At 72.4% G+C, this 20,223-nt stretch carries 13 protein-coding genes and 1 pseudogene; 4 read left to right on the forward strand and 10 right to left on the reverse strand.

The annotated features are described in order from the left end of the window. Positions 1-63: 63 nt before the first annotated feature. Positions 64-1,569 (forward strand): DEAD/DEAH box helicase, encoded by a 1,506-nt coding sequence (locus C6376_RS37565; RefSeq protein ID WP_254076238.1) that lies wholly within the window; start codon positions 64-66, stop codon positions 1,567-1,569. A 103-nt stretch (positions 1,570-1,672) separates the two neighbouring features. Here the strand turns inward: C6376_RS37565 and C6376_RS37570 are convergent, their stop codons facing one another. Further along, entirely contained in the window at positions 1,673-1,888 is a 216-nt protein-coding gene (locus tag C6376_RS37570; protein ID WP_057582602.1) for a DUF4177 domain-containing protein, read from the reverse strand. A 222-nt stretch (positions 1,889-2,110) separates the two neighbouring features. Here C6376_RS37570 and C6376_RS37575 point away from each other — a divergent pair, with 222 nt between their 5' ends. Continuing rightward, the gene (locus C6376_RS37575; protein WP_254076239.1) at positions 2,111-3,886 is read left to right on the forward strand and encodes a hypothetical protein; all 1,776 of its coding nucleotides are present in this window, start codon (positions 2,111-2,113) and stop codon (positions 3,884-3,886) included. 371 nt (positions 3,887-4,257) lie between these two features. Here C6376_RS37575 and C6376_RS37580 read toward each other — a convergent pair whose 3' ends face one another. The 3 genes from C6376_RS37580 to C6376_RS37590 all read right to left on the reverse strand — a co-directional run bounded on the left by C6376_RS37580 (position 4,258) and on the right by C6376_RS37590 (position 7,086). Beyond that, positions 4,258-4,830 carry a hypothetical protein gene (locus C6376_RS37580; RefSeq protein WP_159083378.1) on the reverse strand — a complete coding sequence of 191 codons (573 nt, stop codon included), beginning with the start codon at positions 4,828-4,830 and terminating at the stop codon, positions 4,258-4,260. Positions 4,831-4,917: 87 nt separating this feature from the next. Beyond that, entirely contained in the window at positions 4,918-5,898 is a 981-nt protein-coding gene (locus C6376_RS37585) for a helix-turn-helix domain-containing protein (RefSeq protein ID WP_107447473.1), read from the reverse strand. Between the two features lie 153 nt (positions 5,899-6,051). Further along, entirely contained in the window at positions 6,052-7,086 is a 1,035-nt protein-coding gene (locus C6376_RS37590; RefSeq protein ID WP_107449414.1) for a helix-turn-helix domain-containing protein, read from the reverse strand. A gap of 460 nt (positions 7,087-7,546) precedes the next feature. Between C6376_RS37590 and C6376_RS37595 the strand changes: the two are divergent. Together C6376_RS37595 and C6376_RS37610 are read left to right on the forward strand one after the other, a co-directional pair. After that, positions 7,547-7,804 (forward strand): annotated as a pseudogene (locus tag C6376_RS37595) (oxidoreductase C-terminal domain-containing protein); the annotation flags it as partial. A 530-nt stretch (positions 7,805-8,334) separates the two neighbouring features. Continuing rightward, entirely contained in the window at positions 8,335-8,766 is a 432-nt protein-coding gene (locus C6376_RS37610; RefSeq protein ID WP_107447475.1) for a hypothetical protein, read from the forward strand. Positions 8,767-9,247: 481 nt separating this feature from the next. Here the strand turns inward: C6376_RS37610 and C6376_RS37615 are convergent, their stop codons facing one another. From C6376_RS37615 to C6376_RS37640, 6 genes are all read right to left on the reverse strand, one after another. Then, complete coding sequence (locus tag C6376_RS37615; protein ID WP_107447476.1) at positions 9,248-9,889, reverse strand: cutinase family protein; 642 nt, start codon at positions 9,887-9,889, stop codon at positions 9,248-9,250. Positions 9,890-10,000: 111 nt separating this feature from the next. Next, complete coding sequence (locus C6376_RS37620; protein ID WP_107447477.1) at positions 10,001-11,242, reverse strand: CdaR family transcriptional regulator; 1,242 nt, start codon at positions 11,240-11,242, stop codon at positions 10,001-10,003. 122 nt (positions 11,243-11,364) lie between these two features. After that, positions 11,365-12,324 carry an alpha/beta hydrolase family protein gene (locus C6376_RS37625; protein WP_107447478.1) on the reverse strand — a complete coding sequence of 320 codons (960 nt, stop codon included), beginning with the start codon at positions 12,322-12,324 and terminating at the stop codon, positions 11,365-11,367. 9 nt (positions 12,325-12,333) lie between these two features. Beyond that, positions 12,334-16,587, reverse strand: coding sequence for a type I polyketide synthase (locus tag C6376_RS37630; RefSeq protein ID WP_107447479.1), 4,254 nt, complete (start codon positions 16,585-16,587; stop codon positions 12,334-12,336). Then, positions 16,584-18,335 carry a fatty acyl-AMP ligase gene (locus C6376_RS37635; protein ID WP_107447480.1) on the reverse strand — a complete coding sequence of 584 codons (1,752 nt, stop codon included), beginning with the start codon at positions 18,333-18,335 and terminating at the stop codon, positions 16,584-16,586. The genes C6376_RS37630 and C6376_RS37635 overlap by 4 nt, the downstream gene beginning before the upstream one ends. A gap of 46 nt (positions 18,336-18,381) precedes the next feature. Continuing rightward, entirely contained in the window at positions 18,382-19,917 is a 1,536-nt protein-coding gene (locus tag C6376_RS37640; RefSeq protein WP_107447481.1) for an acyl-CoA carboxylase subunit beta, read from the reverse strand. Positions 19,918-20,223 lie beyond the last annotated feature (306 nt).

The following is a 20,223-nucleotide window of genomic DNA, read 5'->3' on the forward strand; positions in this document are numbered from 1 at the left end:
GTCATTCTTGTATTCGGCTCGTACTTGCAATTCATCCGGCTCATACCGGTCGGGAATTCCTCGATGCGTGCCCCTCGAGGAAGGTTCTCCGTGAGCCGTTCAGCTCGCACGAACGACCGTTTCCGGCCGCAGGGCCGGGGTCGCCCCGGTGCCGCTCCGGGGGGCGGCGGACGCCGTCCCGCCGCACCACAGGGGGAGTTCGCGCCGCCGGACACCATCACCCCGGCACTTCCCGCCGTCGCGACCTTCGGTGAACTGGACCTGCCCGCCGAACTGCTGACCACGCTCACCGAGCTCGGTGTGCACGAGCCGTTCCCGATCCAGGCCGCCACCCTGCCCAACTCCCTGGCGGGGCGCGACGTCCTGGGCCGTGGACGGACCGGATCGGGCAAGACGCTCGCCTTCGGCCTGGCGCTTCTGGTGCGCACGGCGGGACAGCGCGCCGAGGCGCGCAAGCCGCTGGCCCTGGTCCTCGTCCCGACGCGCGAACTGGCCCAGCAGGTCACCGACGCGCTCACCCCGTACGCCCGGTTGCTGAAGCTGCGGCTCGCCACGGTGGTCGGCGGCATGTCGATCGGCCGGCAGGCCGGTGCACTGCGCGCCGGGGCCGAGGTCGTCGTCGCGACGCCGGGCCGCCTCGCGGACCTCGTCGAGCGCAAGGACTGCCGCCTGGACCGGGTGAAGATCACCGTCCTCGACGAGGCCGACCAGATGGCCGACATGGGCTTCATGCCCCAGGTCACCGAACTCCTGGACCAGGTACGCCCCGACGGCCAGCGCATGCTGTTCTCGGCCACGCTGGACCGCAACATCGACCTCCTGGTCCGCCAGTACCTCCATGACCCGGTCGTGCACTCGGTCGACCCCTCGGCGGGCACGGTCACCACGATGGAGCACCACGTGCTGCACGTCCACGGCGCCGACAAGTACGCCGCCGCCACCGAGATCGCCGCGCGCGACGGACGCGTGCTCATGTTCCTGGACACCAAGCACGCGGTGGACCAGTTCACCAAACACCTGCTGGGCAGCGGCGTGAAGGCCGCGGCACTGCACGGCGGCAAGTCACAGCCCCAGCGCACCCGCACCCTGGCCCAGTTCAAGACCGGTCATGTGACGGTGCTGGTGGCAACCAACGTCGCGGCCCGGGGCATCCACATCGACGACCTCGACCTCGTCGTCAACGTGGACCCGCCCGGCGACCACAAGGACTATCTGCACCGCGGCGGACGTACCGCCCGCGCCGGCGAGTCGGGCAGCGTGGTCACACTGGTGCTGCCCAACCAGCGCCGGGACATGGCCCGCCTCCTGTCCGACGCGGGCGTCAGGCCGCAGATCACGCAGGTCCGTTCGGGCGAGGCCGAGCTGAGCCGCATCACCGGCGCCCAGGCCCCCTCCGGCGTCCCGCTCCCCGGCAGCGGATCGGCCACCGAGCGACCGAAGCGGGGCGGGGCCCCCTTCCGCGGCATGGGCGCCCGGCCCGGGAGGGCAGGCGGCGACTCCCGCCGGTCCGCCGAGGCACGCCAGATCGCCGAGGCGCGCAAGGCGGCCCGGATCCGTCGCGGCGCATAGGACGCGCAGACCGGCACGAGCGCGGCCGGGACCGGCCGCGCTCGGCTCTTGACCGACGGGAGAGGCCGGCCCGCCGTGCGGACGCCGGGCCGGTCCGCGGTCGTCAGCGGCGCGGACGCTCCAGGGTGAGGAGCAGGCCCTCGACCGCGCCGGGACCGATGCGGCCCTTGACGTCGGCGGAGGTGATCGCCTTCAGGGCCCAGCCGTCCTCGGCGTGCTTGTTGAGGACCTTCTCCAGCTTGTCGCTGTCCAGTGCGTCGCCGATCAGCGACTCCCGGAAGGTGACGACCTTGTACTCGAGTGCGTGCGGGTTGCTCATGCCTGGGGCCTTCCTGCGGATGGACTGGCTGCCGGAACGGGACCAGCCAATCACCGGTCGGCGTCACCGGCCACGGCGGGGTGCGGCTGCCGTTCCGGCGGCCGGGTGACGGTCGGCGACCGCGGGCCGGTGACTGCGGGCCGGTGACAAGGACGCCGTCGGGCGCTGCGTTCTTGTGAGCACTCCCCGACAGGGCACTTCCCGCCGCCCTACGGTCCGCCCATGAAGTCCATGACGTCCCTGAAGCCCATGACGTCCATGACGTCGCTGAAGACGGCGAAGACGAGTCCCGGCAGAGGCAGGACATGGCGAGGTGCCGCGCTGGCGGCGCTGCTGACCGCCGGGGCCCTCACCGGAGCCGTCCCGAACGCGCAGGGAGCCCCCACGCGCACCGAGACGCCCGTGTCGTCGACGCACCCGGCCGACGGTGTGACCGAGTCGGTGGTGCGGGTGAAGGCGCCGTTGCCGTCGGCGTTCGGCAGTCGTCCGGCGGCGTGCGACTGGCTGTCGTATCTGCGCTACCGCTCCGCGGACGGGCCCGCCGCGTCGGCCGACGCCGACCGGATCCTCGTGGCACAGCCCGGCATCCTGGAGGGTGCCGGAGCATTCGACAGTGTCGCCCGCGGCACCGTCGCCAAGGCCGCGGGGCAAGGGCGGCACATCGAGTTCTGGGCGCTCGACAGGCGCTCCAACTGTCTGGAGGACCGCACCGGCGTCGCCTCCGGCGACCAGCACGCGGCCGTCGACTACTACTACCGCGGCCGGCAGGTCGGCGGCCGGACCTTCGACGGGTTCGCCGGCAACGCCCGGCTCGGGTGGCTGGCGAAGCTCGGCATCGAGCAGACCGTGCGGGACCAGTACGACCTGCTCGTCGCCGAGTTGCCCGACCCCGGTCTGCGCAGGGGCAAGCTGCTGTGCGGCGGCCACTCGCTGGGCGGCGTGATCACCGGGTACTTCGCCGCCGCAGACTTCGACGGCGACCCCACCACCACGGCGGACGCCGGGCAGAACCAGTGCGCCGGCTACTTCGCCCTGGACACGACGGTCTCCACCTCCCTTGACGACCTGAGCGGCAGCATCCCCGACGACACCGGCCTGCCGGACGTCGGGCTCGGCTACGCGGCGGTGCAGGCGGGGCTCGACACCGGGGCGCTCCCGCGCTCGCTGTCCGCGCCGGTCCTGCTCAACCCGCAGACCATGACCCTGCTCGCCATCGCCGGCCTCGGAGCCGTGCACGACCCCGACGCCGAGGCTGACCTGCCCACCTACCTGCCCTCCGGCCTCAACGTCGAAGCCACCAACCGGTTCCTGTTCTCGAAGGACGCCGCGGCCTTCCTCACCGGATCCCCGGCCGTGAAGGACTTCCGGCTCACCAACGCCGCCGTGCTCGGAGCGCTGATGGACGACCAGTCCGTGCCGCTGGCGTTCCTGCAGTCCAGCGTGGGCTTCTTCGACGGTGGGCCGGTCGTGGACAAGGACTTCCCCGCCGTCAACGGCAGTGCGCAGCCGACGCAGCTGTTCGGCGTCGAGTACAAGGCCATCCCCGCGAGGCCGCACGGGCCGCTGTACACCTGGCGGAACTACGACCGCGTCGGCGACGCCGACGACCCCGGGTACCGGTCGGCCGACGGCACGCCGTTCACCGCGGCCGGCAAGGAGGTCACCGACATCCGGGAACTGGCCCGGAGCCTGGCGGAGCAGCCGCTGGACTTCACCGAGCAGTACTTCCCGACCAAGCTCGTCTCCGACATCCAGTCGGCCACCTCGCCCCAGGTGAAGAGGCTCGTCGTCCATCCGGGCGGGCTGAAGGCCAACCCGACGCTCACCGTGCTCGCGGGCGACGGGCTGCTCGCCGGCCGCATCCCCGCCGACCTGCATCCCGTGGTGGCGGCCGGCTACCAGCATCTCGACGTGCTGACCGCGGCGCCGGTGCAGAACGACGGCCGCCCCGAGCCGGTGTCCACCGCCCTCGCCGCGTTCGCCCGCGCTCCGCGATAGCGGGCGGTGCGGTGCAGGTGGCTGCCACCCGGCCCCGGTCGGGCCCGGGTGGCAGCCACCTGCACCGCACACAGGGGGCCCGGGTGGCAGCCCCGCGTCATGTTTTCCGCGGTCCTGCCAGAGGGCCGCCGGCCTCCGGGCCCGGCATGGCTGATCCCGTCTGCAGAACCGATGACCTGGGGGGTGCCACCGGGCCCGAGAGGCGCCGTCGGAGACGCTGATGGGAGGTCCGGCTGCCGCCCGACCGAGCGCAATGCCCGGCCGTACATGGGCGGCAGGTCTGCATGACGTGGATGCGCGCACGACGCCGACGCCCAGGCACTTTCGTCTCTTCGCCTCGCAGGCCGCCAGCCCCGTGCGAACCGGCGAGGTCAGGAGAAGCTTGCCGAGGTGCACGACGAGAGGGCACCAGCGGTGTTGATCCTGCAGGTGAAGACCTTCACATCACGAACGTCTTTGAAGGTCCAACTGCGCGACACGGTGTCGTATGCCCCGGTGTCCACCTTGATCGGGTCGGCAGTCGCGGGAACCCATGAACTGCCGTTCCACTTGTAGTAGGTCAGGTGCAGCACCGCACCGTAACCATCCGAGCAGGTATCGCGCTCCGATGCGTCGAAACCACCTGCGTATGCCTGGTGGCCGCCTTTGACGCCGCCGTTCTCGTAGTAGGTGTAGGTGCCCCACGCCTTGGTCGTCATGTCACAGTTGCGGCCCCAGTCGGCCGGTCCGTTGGCATAGAAATTCAGCGTGGTGGCGCTCGCCGGCGTGGAGAATGCCATGACTGCCGTCGCGGTTGCGCACGCCACCATGGCCGTCCTTCTGATGAATTTCATGAGTGCGTTGACTTCCATTCTCTGAAGAGGGTGGAGGAGCAGAAGTAAAGGTTCCTGCTTCTCGGTCGCGGCCGGTTCGCGATGACATTGTGCGTTCGTCTCGCTGTCCACCGGTTTTTCTTCTGGTCGTGAGCATGCCTGAAAAGTCCACCGTGTTGTTGGCATTGCGTGCAGGGCTGTTGGCGCCCAGCGCACGGCCTACCCCCCGTGGTGCTGGGTTCGGCGGCGGTGGTCGCGTGGGGTGATGCCGTACAGCGTTTTGAAGGCGCGGCTGAAAGATGTGGGCTCGGGGAAGCCCCAGCGTGCGGCGATCGCGCTGATGGACCGGGCGTCGAGGCGGGAGTCGGCCAGGTCGCGGTGGATGTTTTCCAGTCTGCTGCGGCGTATGCCGTCGGCGATCGTCGCCCCTTGGCCCTGGTAGAGCCGGTGGAGGTAGCGGACGGAGATCTGGTGGGCGGCGGCGATGGCAGCCGGCGTGAGGCCGGGGTCCGCGAGGTGTTGCCGGATGAACGCGTTGATCCGGGTGCGCAGGACGGTCTGCTGCGTTTCGGACGGTAGGAGGTCCTCGGTCCGGGCGGCCTGGGCGAGCATGGCGCTGAGCAGGTCCAGGGTGACGCCTGCCAGGCGGGGCGCGTCGCATTCCTCGTACTGGGGTGCGTGGTTCATCAGGTCGGTGAGGTAGTGGCGGAACAGTGCGCCGATACCTGTCCGTCCCTGAATGCGGGTCAGGGTGAGCCGGTCGAGGGTGTTGGAGTGCAGGGGCAGTCCGGCCCGGGGTATCTGCACGATCAGTGAGGAGACGTCGGGGCGGTCAAGGGCGGCGGTTTGGGCCTGGCAGGGACGGGAGGAGTCGTAGAGCACCAGATCGCCCTCGCCCACTTCGACGTTCCGGCCCGACTGGCTGAGCCCGACCTTCCCGCGGACGGTGAGCCACAGCTGGAACACCTCCGGATCACCTTGCCGGATCATCGCCGGAGTCCGGCGCGCATGCATGGGCGGATAGCTCTGCGCGAAGGTCTGGATGTCGCCCAGTTGCAAGGCCTGCGAGCTGGCAAGGAAGTCATTCAGGTGATCGCTGGCCATAACGGTGCGAAAGTGTGCCTGGGAGATCATTGCTTCCCAGTGGTTGAATCGTTCAGTTCCCGACAGGTGTTCCGTCGAAAACGCCGTCCAGATCATTGTCCCCCAGTCCTCTCTCCTGAGGGCCCCAGTTTTCGCAGACCCGTTCGGGGACGCCCGGCCGACGCCCTGATTGACCCAGATCAACCGACCGCCAAATGCAGGATCAGACAGTCGGATGCACGCAGGCCTGCATGTAGCGGTAATTTTCTGCTATCCGGGCATCAGATCGTCTGATCTCCTGGATGCCCGGAGCCGACGGTCGGTGAGCTGTCCGCCGTGGAGTGCCTCGTGCCGATACGTGCTCGGTGGGACCCCGTAGGCCCTGCGAAATGCGCGGGTGAATTCGGAAGCGTGGACATAGCCCCAGCGTGCGGCCAGGAAGCCGATGGGTTTGTCGGACAGTTGCAGATCGGCGAGGTCCCGGCGGCAGCCCTCCAGGCGCCGCTGCCGGATCCACGCGCTCACCGTGAAGCTTTGCCCCTGGAACAGCTTGTGCAGGTACCGCACGGAGATGTGGTGCGAGGCGGCGACGATGGCGGGCGACAACTGGGGGTCGGTCAGGTTGCATTCGATGAAGGAGTGGATGCCGGCCAGCAGGGCCTGCTGGCGGCTCTCGGGTGGAGCGCTGTCTTCGGTGTCCGTGTGGTGCGCGAGGAACGCGGTGATCAGGTCCACGGTGAGCCCGCCCAGACGTATGGCGTCCTGCGGCCGGTATGCGTCGGACTCAGGTGCCAGGCGGATCAGGAACTGTGACAGGAGGGCCCCCATGCCGCTGTCGCCCGGCAGCGGCGACCCGAGGAGGCGGTCCACCTTCGCTGCCGGCAGAGGAATCGCTGTCCGGGGCACGTTCACGACGATTCCCTCGACCGCGCTGCCGTCGTCGGGGAAGGCCGAGGCGTCGCTCGGGTGCGAGCTGTCGTACAGCAACAGATCCCCGACCCCGACCGACGCGTCACGCCGGCAACGCGAGATGCTCTGCCGGCCTCTCAGTGTCAGGGCCAGGTGGTACAGCTCGGGGTCGGATCGACGCACCAGCGCCGGCGTGCGACGCGAGCGCAATGACGGATAGGACAGCACCGACACCTGAGCGGCCCCAAGGTCCAGCAGCCGGAAGCAGGCGCGGAAGTCGTCGGAGTGGTCGCTGGTGATCTCCGTGGGCGTGAGCGTCTGCGACGTCATCTCCCGCCACCACGCGAAGCGGTCGGCTACCGGTAGATCCTCACTGCGCAACACGGTCTCGATCACCTGGCCACCCCCTCCCATCATGTCCTCATCAAGCCGTCAAAGGGTAGGGCGGCGGCCGGCTCTGTGTGTACGGCGTGAAGGACTGTGACGAACTGGGTGTGCGTCCCGCCCGCTCAAGTCCCAGCTCCAGTAGTGCATTGAGCTGTTCCGGGGTGAGTCCGGATGCGTGCAATGGGTGGGGAACCTCCGCACGAGGAAGGCGAAGGTGATGCCCCGGGGCGCCGTGATCTGGTGCGCCCGAGGGGGGCAGCGCTCGGGTGTGGCGGACCGCTGCGTCCGGCCGGCCGGCCGATGGCACTCAGATCGGCGCCGACGCCGACGCGGTCGGCATCGGCGCCGGTCCCGAGCACCCGGCATCGGGTGGAACGCTATGCCAACGCCCTCCACCAGCCCGATACCGCAGCACTGACGATGCTGGGCCAGACGCCTCCTGTGACAGCGTCGCTCATTCTTCACCGACCAGTACGGCCTGGGTAGGGAGTACGCCGGCTGCACCGAGCCGGACGGCTACGACAATGTCGTCGTCCGCGGCAACCTGACGAGCGGGCATTTCATCGCCTTCTGGACGGCCCAAGGCCGTATTCTGGCTGGTGTGAACGTCAACATCTGGGACGTCAACGAGCAGATCCGACACCTGACCCACTCCGGCAATCGGATCGACTCGGCAGGGCTGGCCAACCGCCCCGACGTGCCACTGGACGAACTTGCCGCCAAGTGACTCTCCCTGGCGCGTTCACCTCCGCAGACAGGGTGAAGTGCCCAGCGTTCGGGCTGCGACTCCAACCCCAACCGCGAGGAACTCCGCAAACGCCGGATCCCGCCCGTCATCTCCCGCAAAGCCGCCCCGAACATCCAGGGCATGGGCAAGTCCGCTAGGTCGTGGCACGGACCTTCGCCTTGCTTCGCTCTCACGCCGCAGCGCGTCGATCAGCTTGCCGAACTGACGCGGGCTCAGCCCAGTAGACGGGGCTGTCCAGGAGGGCTCCGACGCCCTGTTTTGTGTTGAAGCTGTCAGCCCGTGACCTGGTCCATGCGGACCTGGCGTCGTGCGGGTGGGCAGGCTCGGACCATCACCTGGCCGGCGTCGCCGAGCAGTTGGAACGCGCCCGGATCGGTGAGGTCGACTACCTTGCGGTCTGCCCCGAATTCCGGGCGCCACCGTCCACGGCGCCGGCCGCGACGGGGGCCCCGTCCCGAGGTCCGGGTAGGGCGTGTATTGAAAGTGGATCTTGCGCATAAGGTGTCGGCATGTCGCTGAGTCGCATAGCCCTTTCGTCCGGACGTTCGATCGAGCTCACCGAGCTGCGAATGTCTTCGACCTATGGAGGGATGCTGGAGGGCTACCCGTGCAAGCCCATCAACGACCTGAAGGTCAGGAGCCTTCAGCGGCAGGCTGAAGGTGCGTTTCCCTCCACGCCGGTCCATCTGCTTCCTCCCTCCCGCGAGTACCCGGACCGGACTGCTGGCGCCTTCGGCCCCGTTGAGGTGCTGCCTTCCGTGGCCTGCATCGGCTCCTTCCGCTCGACAGTGGTCGCCCCTGGACTCGACCCGGTGCTGCACCGTTCCGCTCTCACCGTGATGTGGTTCCAGACCGGCTTGGATGTCCCGTCGGGCAAGGACGCCGACCTTGGGCTGCGCAGCATTCGCTGGGAGGAACTGGCCCAGGACTACGAGCTCTAGCGACATGGGTCGATCACAGCCACTCGTTGATGGCAGCGGTCAGGACGGTCGCCTCGTAACGTGCGGCCGCTCCGAGTTACCCGTGCATGACACGGCACGCGCCGACTTGATGGACCTCAACTGGCCCATGCGGGACGGCTCCGCCCGACGCCGAGTACGCGGGACAGGGAAGACAACCGACTGGCGCTCCTCGACGCTGCCCGAGCGGCCACGGACGGCCCACCGACGACCCCCGACGATCTTTTACGGGACAGCCTTGAGAGCTTGCAGGGAATCAAGGTGTCGCTTCTCCTTCCGGAGATCGTTGGTGTGGTAGGCGAATCCCTTCTGCGAACCGCGCCCCAAAGGCGTCGAATGCGCCGCGTGACCCCAGCAGGTCAAACCACCCCCAGACCAACTCGGGTGCCTTGACGAGCGACATACAGGCATCCTCCGCGCCACGACGGGCCCGGGAGGAGGACCTCCCGGGCCCGCGTGAGCGTCAGACCCTGCTCGCGGCGAACGTGGCCGCCGCGCCGGCGTCGGAGGTGTAGCCGAGGTGCGCCAGCACGTCGTCCCCGCCGTTCTCGCAGATGGGGTCGCCGTCGGCGCATAAGTCCATGGTGCGGCTCCGGTAGACGCCGGTGACGCTCTTGCCGAGCGCCCGGATCGGGTTGCCGAACAGCAGGACCGCGGCGACCTTCGGCTCGACGGCGGCGGGGAGGGTCGCCACGATGGGGCTGCCCACCACCGCACCGGCGCTGCTGATGCCGAGGGAGTTGTCGACGACGTTCGCGCCCTGCGAATAACCGACCAGCAGGAACCGCTGAGCGGGACAGGCCGCGGCCTGCGCCTTGACGTGGTTCACGAGATCGGCGTTTCCCTGTGCGGCGGACGTCAGGGAAAGATCGGCGGGATAGCTCACCGCATAGCCGGAGAGTTTCTTTCCTGTCAGTTTCCTCTGCAGAGCGGAATACACCGGGTCGCCGACGATCAGGCCGAGCGTGCCCGGCTCGAAGGTGCCGCGAGCTGCCACGACGTCGATGTCCGAGCAGGCGGCAGCGGATGCCGTGGGGGCCGAGAGGGTGGTCAGTCCGACCCCGCCGACGAGGGAGAGCGCGGCGAGGCACAGGCGAATACGCATGGGGATCCTTTGAGGGTGCGGCGCGTTGCGCGCCTACGGAAAAGGACAGTCCCGAAGGTATTCGCGTTTCCCGGAGGGTTGTTATGGACGGGAACTCGAAAATCCCGCGCCTTATTGTTCCGAATTTAGTGTCCATCCGGTGCCGCCGTGGTTCGCCGCGGAGCGCAGGGCGAGGATCAGGTCCAGCCGGGCGTCGGGGTCGTGCAGGGCGTCGCCGAACAGCTTCTCCAGTTGACGCAGCCGGTAGCGGACCGTCTGCGGGTGAATGTGCAGCCGGGCGGCCACGTCGGGCACGTTGCTGCCGCTCAGCAGCCAGGCCAGCAGCGTTTCGGCAAGTCTGGCCCGCTGCCCCTCGGAGACGGCGTCGAGGGGGGCCAGGGCGCGCGCCGCGAGGTGGCCGAGGAGCGGCTCGTCGCTGTGCAGGAGCAGCGTCGACAGATGGTCGGCGCAGCGCACCACGCCCTGTCGGGGCAGCACCCCGCGGCCCATCAGCCCCAGCGCGCGCGTCGCCCAGTGCAGTGAGTGCGCGGCCTCGGCGACCGGGACCGTCGGGCCGACCGCCGCCGGGCGTCCCTGCAGGCCGAGGACGAAGGACCGGCCGCCGAACCGGCCCGCGCCCTCCGGGTCCGGGACCAGCACCCGCGGCGGCCGTGACTCCATGTCCACCAGCGCCCCGGGCGTCGCCGGCGGCGGGTCCTGTGCGTTCGGATCGGCGCTGGCCGCGAGCACGACGACCGCGACCTGCGAGGGCACCCGCCAGCGTGCGGCGTGCGCCAGCTCCTGCACCGCCTCGGGGGACACCGGCCGCTCGCCCAGCAGCAGGCCGAGCAGGCGCAGGCGACGCCGCTCCAGCTCGTCGGCGCTGCGGGACCGGGCCTCGGCGTATCCGGCGGCGGCCGCCTCCGCGACCTCGTGCACCGTCCTGAACGCCAGCTCACCGAGGGCGGCCACGGCCGTCGAGTCCAGCCCGACCTCCTCGGCCGTGCGGCTCAGCCGCCGCCAGGCGTGCAGCCCGCCCACACGCAACGCCGACTGCAGCGCGTCCAGGCTGCGCCCCTCGAGGGCCTCACCGCGGCCGAGTTCGTAGTACGTCGCGGCGATGGCGGCGTCCTGGCCCCGCGGGTCGGCGATGTGGTCGACGAACAGGGTGAGGGCCTGGACCACGCCGGACCTGATGTGGCGGCCCTGGACCGCGGCGGCAGGCCCCCCGTACTCGGGGACCTGTCTGCGGACCTCTTCCTCCACTTCGTCGGCCACGCCTTCGAGATCGGAGCGCAGCAGCTCGGCCAGGTCCGGCGGAACCGGAGCGGTTCGGGGGTCGACGGGTTCGCCGCGTGGAGCGGGGACAGCCACGACGGACACTCCTTTCACCCGGAGACGGCTCGCCCACGCACCGGTGCCCGTGGGACGAGGGGGCCGTCCTGTGTTGGACGGGCGACCCCTGCGCTCCGTTCCGTGCCCCGGCGGCACCGACATCACTCCGGCACCCCCAGCGCACGGGCGATCATCGGCCAGGAGGCGGTGAACTCCCGTCGCCAGTAGGTCCAGCTGTGTCCTCCTCCCGGGTAGAAGTGGGTGGTGACCGCGACGCCGAGGAGCGCCAGCGCGCCGGTGAAACCGTGCGCCGAGGGCCACAGCGCGCTCTCCAGCGCCTCCGGCAGCCAGTCGCCGGTGCCGCCGACCACCCCGCTGCCGCTCGACACGTACAGGGGAGTGCCCCGCAGTCCGGCCGCCCGGGCCCGCGGGTTGAAGTCGCGCCAGGTCGGGGCGTTAAGGATCGGGTTGCCCCACAGCGACGGAGGAAGCAGGTTCTCGCGGGCCACGATGGCGTCCACGAGGGGCTGCACCCCGGGGGCGGTGGTGTCGAGGATGCCGCTGTAGGAGGCTGCGGCGGCGAACGCGCCCGGGTGCCGTGCCGCGTGCGCCATCGCCCCGTAGCCGCCGGTGGAGACCCCGGCGACGGCCCGCACGCCGGAGGCCCGGTAGTCGCGGGCGAGGAGCGCCGGGACCTCCCGCATCTGGAAGGTCTCGTAGTCGGGGCCGCCGCGCCACGCGGACGGGATGCCGGTGGGGCCCGCGTCGGGCATGGCCACGATCAGGTCGCGGCCCTCGGTGAAGGCCTCGATGTCCGTCTCCCGGGTCCAGGACGTGTAGTCGTCGTGGGCGCCGTGCAGCAGATACAGCACGGGGTAGGTCCGCTCGGGCCGGGTGTCGAAGCCGGTGGGCAGGATCAGCCGCAGCGGCGCTCTGCGGCCCAGTGCGGGGGAGGCGACGGAGACGTCGACGGTGCGCGGTCCGAGCCGGGTCGCGGCACGGTCCGTCGCCGTGGCATGGGCCGTCGTCGTGGCACGGGCGCCGAACAGGGCGGCCAGCCCTGCGGCCGCGGCGGCTTTGGCGGCGGCGCGTCGGGATGGTCCGGCGGTGCGGTGCGGCATGGCGGCTCCTCAGTGCGGTTGGGCGGTTCCGCCCGGCGCGGCGAGCAGCTGCCGCAGGTGGGCGGCGATCTCGTCGACGTGCGGGGGGTCGAGCAGTGACAGGTGGTGCCCCGGGACCGGCACCACTGTCAGATCCGGGCACACGGCGTCCCAGCCGAGGGCCTCGTCGTCGCGTTCGTAGGCCGGGTCGCGCACCGTGTGCGGTGCCGGCTCGGTGGCCCGGTACAGGACCACGGGACCGTCGTAGCGGCTCGGACGGTGGGCCTCGCCGATCCGCAGGTCCAGGTAGGAGGCCCGCTGGTGCTCCAGCGCGGCGGACGGCACGTCGGCCGCGGCGCGCAGGGCCCGCAGGACCAGGTCGATGCGCTCGTGGTCGTCGTCCGTCGCCGCGAGCTCGTCGTAGGGCAGCCGAAGACGGACCCCGTACACGTCTGCGACATGCCGGGTGAACCCCTCGAAGTGCGCGCGGAGGCGGTCGGCCCGAGCGGGACCGGGCGCCGGGAGCAGCGGGCGCACCGAGTCGATGAGCACGACCAGCGGTACGGTCCGCCCGGCGGCCGTGAGCAGCCGTGCCGTCTCCTGGGCCAGGAAGCCGCCGAAGGACCAGCCGCCCAGCAGCAGGGGCCCGGCGGGGTGGGCGGCGGTGATCGCCTCGGCGTAGCGGCGCGCCTTCTCCGGCACGGTGCCGGCCTCCTCGAGCCGTTCCACGCCCAGCACGGGGCGGGCGTCGCCCAGCCGTTCCGCGAGGGTGCGGTAGACGTCGGAGGTGCCCCCGGCCGCGTGGAAGAGGAACAGCGGCGGGTGCGCGCCGCCGGGGCGCAGGCGGCGCAGGAGGGGCTGCGGCGAAGGGCCGTCCTGCGGCGCGGGCAGGGCCTGCCGGATGCGTTCGGCCGCTTCGGCGACGTTGGCGGCGCCGAGGAGGTCGCGCAGCGGCAGCTCGATGGCGAACTCGCGCTCCACGGCGGTGCGGATGCGGACCGCCATCAGTGAGTCGAGACCGAGGTCGGCCAGCGCGGTGGCGGGCGTGATCCGGGCCGTCGGATGACCGGTGACGTCCGCGATGTGACGGCCGAGACGGGCGGCGACCGAGGTGGCGCCGTCGGCCTCCCCGACGGGAGCAGGCTCCCCGACGGTGTCCGCGCGCACGGCCGGGTCAGCCTCCCGGGCAGTGGCAGTGGCAGTGGCAGTGGCAGCGCCAACGGCAGGGGCGGGAACCCGCGCCGCGGGGTCGGCCCATGCGACGGGAGCGGCTCGGCCGGCGGCTGCGGGCAGGCGGGCCGGTCCGGCGTGCCCCGCCGGGCGGTTCGTCGCGGGCCACGGGGCGCGGGGCCGGCCGTCCGTCCACCAGTGCCGGGTGTGCCGCCAGCGCGGCGCGGGCACGTCGACGACGCGGCCCGCCGGCGGCGCCAGGGGCAGCCCCGCCGCGTACAGGGAGCCCACCTGCGTGAGGAACGCGGCGGCGCCGTCCGCGTCGCGACGCAGGGAGCCCACGGCGAGGGCGCCGGGCACGGTCTCGGCGATGGGCCCCCTCAGGACCGGATGCGGTGAGATCTCCACGAACGCGGTGTGGCCGTCCGCCGCCGCTGCCGCGAGTGCCCGGTCCAGCCGCACCGGGCGACGCAGGTTGGCGGCCCAGTGGGCGGCGTCGAACGCGCAGTCGCCGCGCGGGTCGTCGAGGACGGTGGAGTAGACCGGCACCTGCGGACGCCGCCCCCGGACCTCGGCCAGCGCCGCGGTCAGCTCCGGCAGCAGCGGATCGACCTGGGACGAGTGCCCGGCGCCGGTCACCCGCATCACCCGCGCGACGCGTCCCTCCGCCTCGAGCCGGCGCACGAGCCCGCCGACCGCCGACCCCTCCCCGGTAACCACCTTCTGCCTCGGCGAGGAGTGGACGGCGATCTGAACGCCGGGGAAGTCCCCCTGCAGGGCGGCGAGTTCGGCGTCGTCCACCTCGACCACGGCCATCGCGCCGCCCCGCAGCCCGCTCAGCAGCCGGGCCCGTACGGCGATGACCCGGGCGGCCTCGGGCACTTCCAGCACGCCCGCGCAGACGGCGGCGGCCACCTCGCCCATCGAGTGGCCGATCACCGCAGCCGGTTCCACCCCGTACGCGCGCCACGCCTCGGCGAGCGCGACCTGCACCCCGAACAGCACGGGCTGGGCGATCTCCAGGCAGTCCAGGGGGTCTTCGGAGGTCAGCCGGTCGTGCAGGGAGAACCCGCACTCCCCGGCGAGCTGCGCGTCGAGCTTCTCCACCGCGGCGGCGAACACCGGTTCCTCGGCCAGCAGCCGGCGTCCCATGCCGGGCCACTGGCCGCCGTATCCGGAGAACACCCACACCGGGCCGCGCCCGACGAGATCACGGTCACCGGTCACCGTGCGCGGGTGCGGGCGGCCCTGCGCCAACGCAACCAGGGCGTCGGCGAGTTCCTCCCCGTCGTGGGCGGCCACCGCGGCCCGCACGGGGCCGCGTCCGGTGCGTCCGGCGAGCGTACGCGCCACGTCAGCCGGGCGGACCGCCCTGCCCTCCGGCGTGCGGAGCCACGCGGCCAGCCGGCCCGCGGTGTCCCGGACCCGCTCGGCGTCGACGTCGGACAGCAGATGCAGCCGGGCGGCCGGCTCCTCGACCGGCCACGGGAGGACGTCGGGCCGCCATTCCTCCAGCACCGCGTGGGCGTTGGAGCCGCTGAAGCCGAAACCCGAGACGCCGGCGGTGGCCGTGCCGCCGTAGCGGGGCCACGGCTCGGGCTCGGTCACCACCCGCAGCCGCGCCTCGCCCACGGCGCTCGCGTGCGTGCAGTGCAGGGACGGCGGGATCAGGTCGTGGTGGAGTGCGAGGACCGTCTTCACCAGCCCGGCGAGGCCCGCCGCGGCCTCCAGATGGCCGAGGTTGCCCTTGACCGAGCCGAGCAGCAGGGGTTGTTCGGGGTCGCGGCCCGCCCCCAGCACCGCGTCCAGCGCGCCCGCCTCGATCGGGTCGCCGAGCGGGGTGCCCGTGCCGTGCGCCTCGACGTAGTCGACCTGCGCCGCGATCATCCCGGCCCGCCCGTACGCGGTCGTCAGCAGGGCCTGCTGCGCCGCGGGGTTGGGGGCCAGCAGCCCGTTGGAGCGGCCGTCGGAGTTGACGGCGGTGGCCCGTACGACGGCGAGGACACGGTCGCCGTCGCGCTCGGCGTCGGAGAGCCGCTTCAGGAGCACGGCCGCGCAGCCCTCGCCGCGGCCGATGCCGTCGGCCGCAGCGGAGAACGGCTTGCAGCGCCCGTCCGGCGCGAGGGCGCCCGCCTGTCCGAACGCGACGCCGACGACGGGTGACAGGAGCAGGTTGACCCCGGCGACGACCGCCGTGTCGCTCTCGCCGGTGCGCAGACTGACGCAGGCGTGGTGCAGGGCGACCAGGGAGGACGAGCAGGCGGTGTCGACGGCCATGCTCGGCCCTCGGGTGTCGAGCGCGTAGGCGAGCCGTCCAGCCGTCACACTGAGCGCCGCGCCGGCCGGCGCCCAGGGGTCGACGGCCGCCGCGTCGGCACCGGTGAGCTGTCCGTACTCCGCGGCACTGACGCCGACGAAGACGCCGGTGGCCGTGCCGGCGAGCGCGGCGGCCGGCACCGCGGCGTGGTCGAGCGTCTCGCGGACCACCTCCAGGAGGATCCGCTGCTGCGGGTCCATCACCGCGGCCTCACGCGGGGTGACCCGGAAGAAGTCGGCGTCGAATCCGGCCACGTCGTCGAGGTAGCCGCCGTGCGTCGGTGCGTCGTCCGGCGGGAACGCGGCGAAGTCACGCCAGCGGTCCGCCGGGACCCGCCCGATCGCGTCGACGCCGTCGCACAGCAGCCGCCAGTAGCCGGCCGGCCCGCGCACCCCGCCCGGCAGCCGGCACCCCACCCCGATGACCGCGACGGGCTCGCCGAGCCCCGCCGGGACACCGGCCGCGACCGCCGAGGGAGCATGCTCCGCGGAGGTGTCCCGCACGGTGGTGGGCTGCGCCGCCGCCGCGCACAGGTGCGCCACCAGCGCCTCCACGGTGGGCGCCTCCCAGAGCAGCGTCGCGGGCAGCTCACGGCCCGTCAGCCGGGACAGCTCCCCGGCCAGCACGACGGCGTCCCGCGAGGACATCCCGAGGTCGGCCAGCGGCACGTCCATGGGCAGGTCCGCCGGCCCGTCGGCCGGCCCGTCCGCAGGCGCGGCGTCCGCGAGCCCGCCCTGCCAGGCGGTCACCCGGTCCGTGATCAGCCGGCGCAGCGCCTCCTCGTCGACGGCCCTCATCCCGCGCTCCGCGCCCCGTAGACGCCCTCCAGATACCGGGTGCGGGTCAGCGCCCGCGACACCTTGCCACTGGACGTGCGGGGCACCGCGCCCGGGGGGACGAGGACGACGTCGGCGAGCCGCAGCCCGTGCCGGGCGGAGACGGCCGCGCGCACGGCCCGCGCCAGAGCAGGCACGTCGATCTCGTCGAGGCGCGCGGTCCGCGCGTGCTCGGCGACGAGCACCACCCGCTCGCCCTCGCCCTCGCCGCGTCGGACGCCCGGAACGCCGAAGGCGGCGAGCCGGTCGCGTCGCACGGCCGGATGCGCGTCCTGGGCGGTGCCCTCCACGTCCTGCGGGTAGTGGTTGCGGCCGTCGACGACGATGAGGTCCTTCAGCCGTCCGGTGACCGTCAACTCCCCTTCCAGCAGTGTCCCCAGGTCGCCGGTGCGCAGCCAGCCGCCCGGGACGCCGGCGAGTTCGGCGCCGAACACCCGTCGGCTCTGCGGCCCGTTGTTCCAGTAGCCCCGGCCCACGTTGGGGCCCTGCACCCATATCTCCCCGACCTCTCCCTCGGAAAGGGCCGTGCGGGAGACGGGATCGACGATGCGGACCTGCTGGTCCACCGGAGCGCCGCAGCCCGTCAGCAGCACGGCGTCGGCGTCGTCCGGCCCGGCCGGCAGGGCCTTTCCGGCGGCGAGGGCGTCCCGGTCCAGGGTGAACCGGCGCAGCGGCTCGCCGGGAGCGGACGCGCTGACGAAGACGGTGGCCTCGGCGAGCCCGTACGACGGACAGTGCACGTCGGCCGCGAGCCCCTGGGCGGCGAACGCGGCGTGGAAGCGGTCGGCGGTGCCGGGCCGCACCGGTTCGCTGCCGTTGACCAACGCGACGACGCCGTCCAGCCGGAGGTCCGCCTTCTGCGCGTCCGTGACGGCGGTCGCGCAGTACTCGTAGGCGAAGTTCGGCGCCGCGCTCACCGTGCGCGGATGCGCGGCGAGCAGTCGCAGCCAGCGGGCCGGTTCGTGCAGGAACGCGGCCGGGTCCATGAGGACCGACAGATGACCTCCGACGACCGGAGCCGCGACGCTCAGCACGAGCCCCATGTCGTGGTAGAGCGGCAGCCAGCCCACGCACGTCACCGGACGCGTGTCGGCGCCGTAGGCGGTGAGCGCCTGACGGGCGTTGGCGACCACGTTGGCGTGGGTGATCTCGACCCCCGCCGGCGCGCGGGTGGAACCGGAGGTGTACTGCAGATAGGCGGTCGCCCCGGCGTCCGACGCCGCGGGCGGCGCAGTCCCGGCAGCCGCGCCGGACCCCGGGTCCGCGGCGATCACCGACACCGGCCACCGCCGGCAGAAGGCCTCCACCTCCTCCAGGACGTGGCCCGAGGTCACCACGACCTCGGGGCGCGCGTCGGCCAGGACGCCGGCGAGCCGGTCCGCGTGTCCGGCCAGGCCCGGCGGGTACAGCGGCACGGCGACCATCCCCGCGCTCAGCGCCGCGAGAAAGGCGGTGACGTAGTCCGTTCCCTGCGGGCACAGCAGCGCGACCCGGGCCCCCGGCCCGGCCTGGCCGGCGAGCCGGTCCGCGAGCGCGCGCACCCGCCGGTCCAGGCCCTGCCAGGTCAGGGTGCGGTGCACGCCGCGCGAGCTCGCGGCGGGATGGTCGACGAAGGTGAACGCCCGGCGGGCGGGAGTGGTTTCGGCCCAGTGGCGCACGTACTCGGGCAGAGTCCGGTACGCGGGTACGAGCGGGGGGCGGCTGTCCATCGGGCGTGGCTCCTCACATCACGGTGCGGCCGGCGGGTCGGGCGGATCAGAGCGGGATGTTGCCGTGCCGGCGCTCCGGCATCGGGGCGCGCTTGCCGCGCAGCGCACGCAGCGCGCGGCACAGCTGCGCACGGGTGTCCCGGGGGGCGATGACGGCGTCGACGTATCCGCGCTCGGCGGCGGGGTACGGGGTGCCGTGGACGGACTCGTACGCGGCGACGAGACGGGCCCGCAGCGCCTCGGGGTCGGCGGCGGCGGCCAGCTCACGCCGGTGCAGCACGCCGACGGCGCCCTCCGCGCCCATGACGGCGATCCGCGCCGTGGGCCAGGCCAGGTTGAGATCGGCGCCCAGGTGCTTGGAGCCCATCACCGCGTACCCGCCGCCGTACGCCTTGCGCACCACCACCGTGACCTTCGGCACCGTCGCCTCGGCGTACGCGTACAGCAGTTTGGCGCCGCGCCGGATGATGCCGGCCCGCTCCTGGTGGACGCCGGAGAGATAGCCGGGGACGTCGGCGAAGGTCACCAGCGGGATGCCGAACGCGTCGCAGAACCGCACGAACCGGGCGGCCTTCTCGGAGGCGTCGATGTCGAGGACGCCGGCGGCGTGCAGCGGCTGGTTGGCGACCACGCCGACACTCGCGCCCTCGAGCCGCGCCAGCGCGCAGACGATGTTCGGTGCGAACAGCTCCTGCACCTCGAGCAGTTCACCGTCGTCGACGACGGCCCGCAGGATGTCGCGCATGTCGTAGGCCTGATCGGTCCGGTCGGGCACCACCTCGTCGAGCCCGGCCCCGCCGGGGGCGGGCGCGGTCGCGTACTCCGGGGGCCGCGCGAGGTTGTTGGCCGGCAGGTACGACAGCAGGTCGCGGACGATGTCGAGGGCGTCCTCGTCGTCGGCGGCGAGGAAGTGGGCGTTGCCGTTGACGGAGTTGCTGGCCCGGGCGCCGCCCAGCTCCTCCGCGGTGGCGCGCTCGCCGGTGACCGCCTCGATGACGTCGGGCCCGGTGACGAACATGTGCGAGACACCGTCCACCATCACCGTGAAGTCGGTGATGGCCGGCGAGTACGCGGCCCCGCCCGCGCAGGGCCCGAGGAGGACCGAGATCTGCGGGATGACCCCCGACGCCTTCACGTTGCGGCGCACCAGCTCGGCGTAGAGGGCGAGCGAGGCGACACCCTCCTGGATGCGGGCGCCGCCGGAGTCGTTGAGCCCGACGACCGGACAACCGGTCTTCAGCGCGAGGTCCATCAGGGCCACCGTCTTCTCGCCGAAGGCCTCGCCCATGCTGCCGCCGAAGACGGTGGAGTCCTGCGCGAACACACAGACGGGACGTCCGTCGACCGTGCCGTACCCGGTGACCACCCCGTCGCCGTCGGGCCGGCGGGCGCCGTCCCCCGTCGGCCGGGCCCGGACGAACAGGCCGGTCTCGGTGAAGGAGCCCTGGTCCACGAGCCGTTCGATCCGCTCCCGCGCGCCGAGCGCTCCGCGTCTGCGCGGCGGTACCGTCACCGCGGCCTGTTCCTGACGGCGCGCCAGGCCGGCGATGCGTGCGGCGGTGCCGTCCGCCGAACCGGTCATGGTCGCCTGGGGCGTTGTCGCCTCTCGCGTCACAGCCACCTCCGAAAGTGGTTCTCGAATATGGCAGCGATGCCGCTGAGGCCCCCGGTGATCGCCTTCGCGTTTGCGTGAGATGAGTCCCGGCGGGCGCGGCTTCGTCCTGTCGTGACAAGCAATCGCCGACCGGGCCCCTTCCGTCGCCCGCCCGCCGGGTGCTTCTTCGTGCGTTCAGGTCGCGCCCCGGTCGTTCCCCGGGACCCGGGCCTGGGATAGGGTCCCCCCGGTTCCGGCCGCGGATCGACGACGCGCCGGTATGGGGAGTGCCAA

Origin of the sequence: Streptomyces sp. P3, assembly GCF_003032475.1 — a bacterium.
Lineage (GTDB): Bacteria > Actinomycetota > Actinomycetes > Streptomycetales > Streptomycetaceae > Streptomyces.

Excerpts from the sequence above, each read along its gene's own strand:
- C6376_RS37565 (WP_254076238.1), top strand. The coding sequence starts at position 64 with ATGCGTGCCCCTCGAGGAAGGTTCTCCGTGAGCCGTTCAGCTCGCACG.
- C6376_RS37570 (WP_057582602.1), bottom strand. The coding sequence starts at position 1,888 with ATGAGCAACCCGCACGCACTCGAGTACAAGGTCGTCACCTTCCGGGAG.
- C6376_RS37575 (WP_254076239.1), top strand. The coding sequence starts at position 2,111 with ATGAAGTCCATGACGTCCCTGAAGCCCATGACGTCCATGACGTCGCTG.
- C6376_RS37585 (WP_107447473.1), bottom strand. The coding sequence starts at position 5,898 with ATGATCTGGACGGCGTTTTCGACGGAACACCTGTCGGGAACTGAACGA.
- C6376_RS37610 (WP_107447475.1), top strand. The coding sequence starts at position 8,335 with ATGTCGCTGAGTCGCATAGCCCTTTCGTCCGGACGTTCGATCGAGCTC.
- C6376_RS37615 (WP_107447476.1), bottom strand. The coding sequence starts at position 9,889 with ATGCGTATTCGCCTGTGCCTCGCCGCGCTCTCCCTCGTCGGCGGGGTC.
- C6376_RS37625 (WP_107447478.1), bottom strand. The coding sequence starts at position 12,324 with ATGCCGCACCGCACCGCCGGACCATCCCGACGCGCCGCCGCCAAAGCC.
- C6376_RS37630 (WP_107447479.1), bottom strand. The coding sequence starts at position 16,587 with ATGAGGGCCGTCGACGAGGAGGCGCTGCGCCGGCTGATCACGGACCGG.
- C6376_RS37635 (WP_107447480.1), bottom strand. The coding sequence starts at position 18,335 with ATGGACAGCCGCCCCCCGCTCGTACCCGCGTACCGGACTCTGCCCGAG.
- C6376_RS37640 (WP_107447481.1), bottom strand. The coding sequence starts at position 19,917 with ATGACCGGTTCGGCGGACGGCACCGCCGCACGCATCGCCGGCCTGGCG.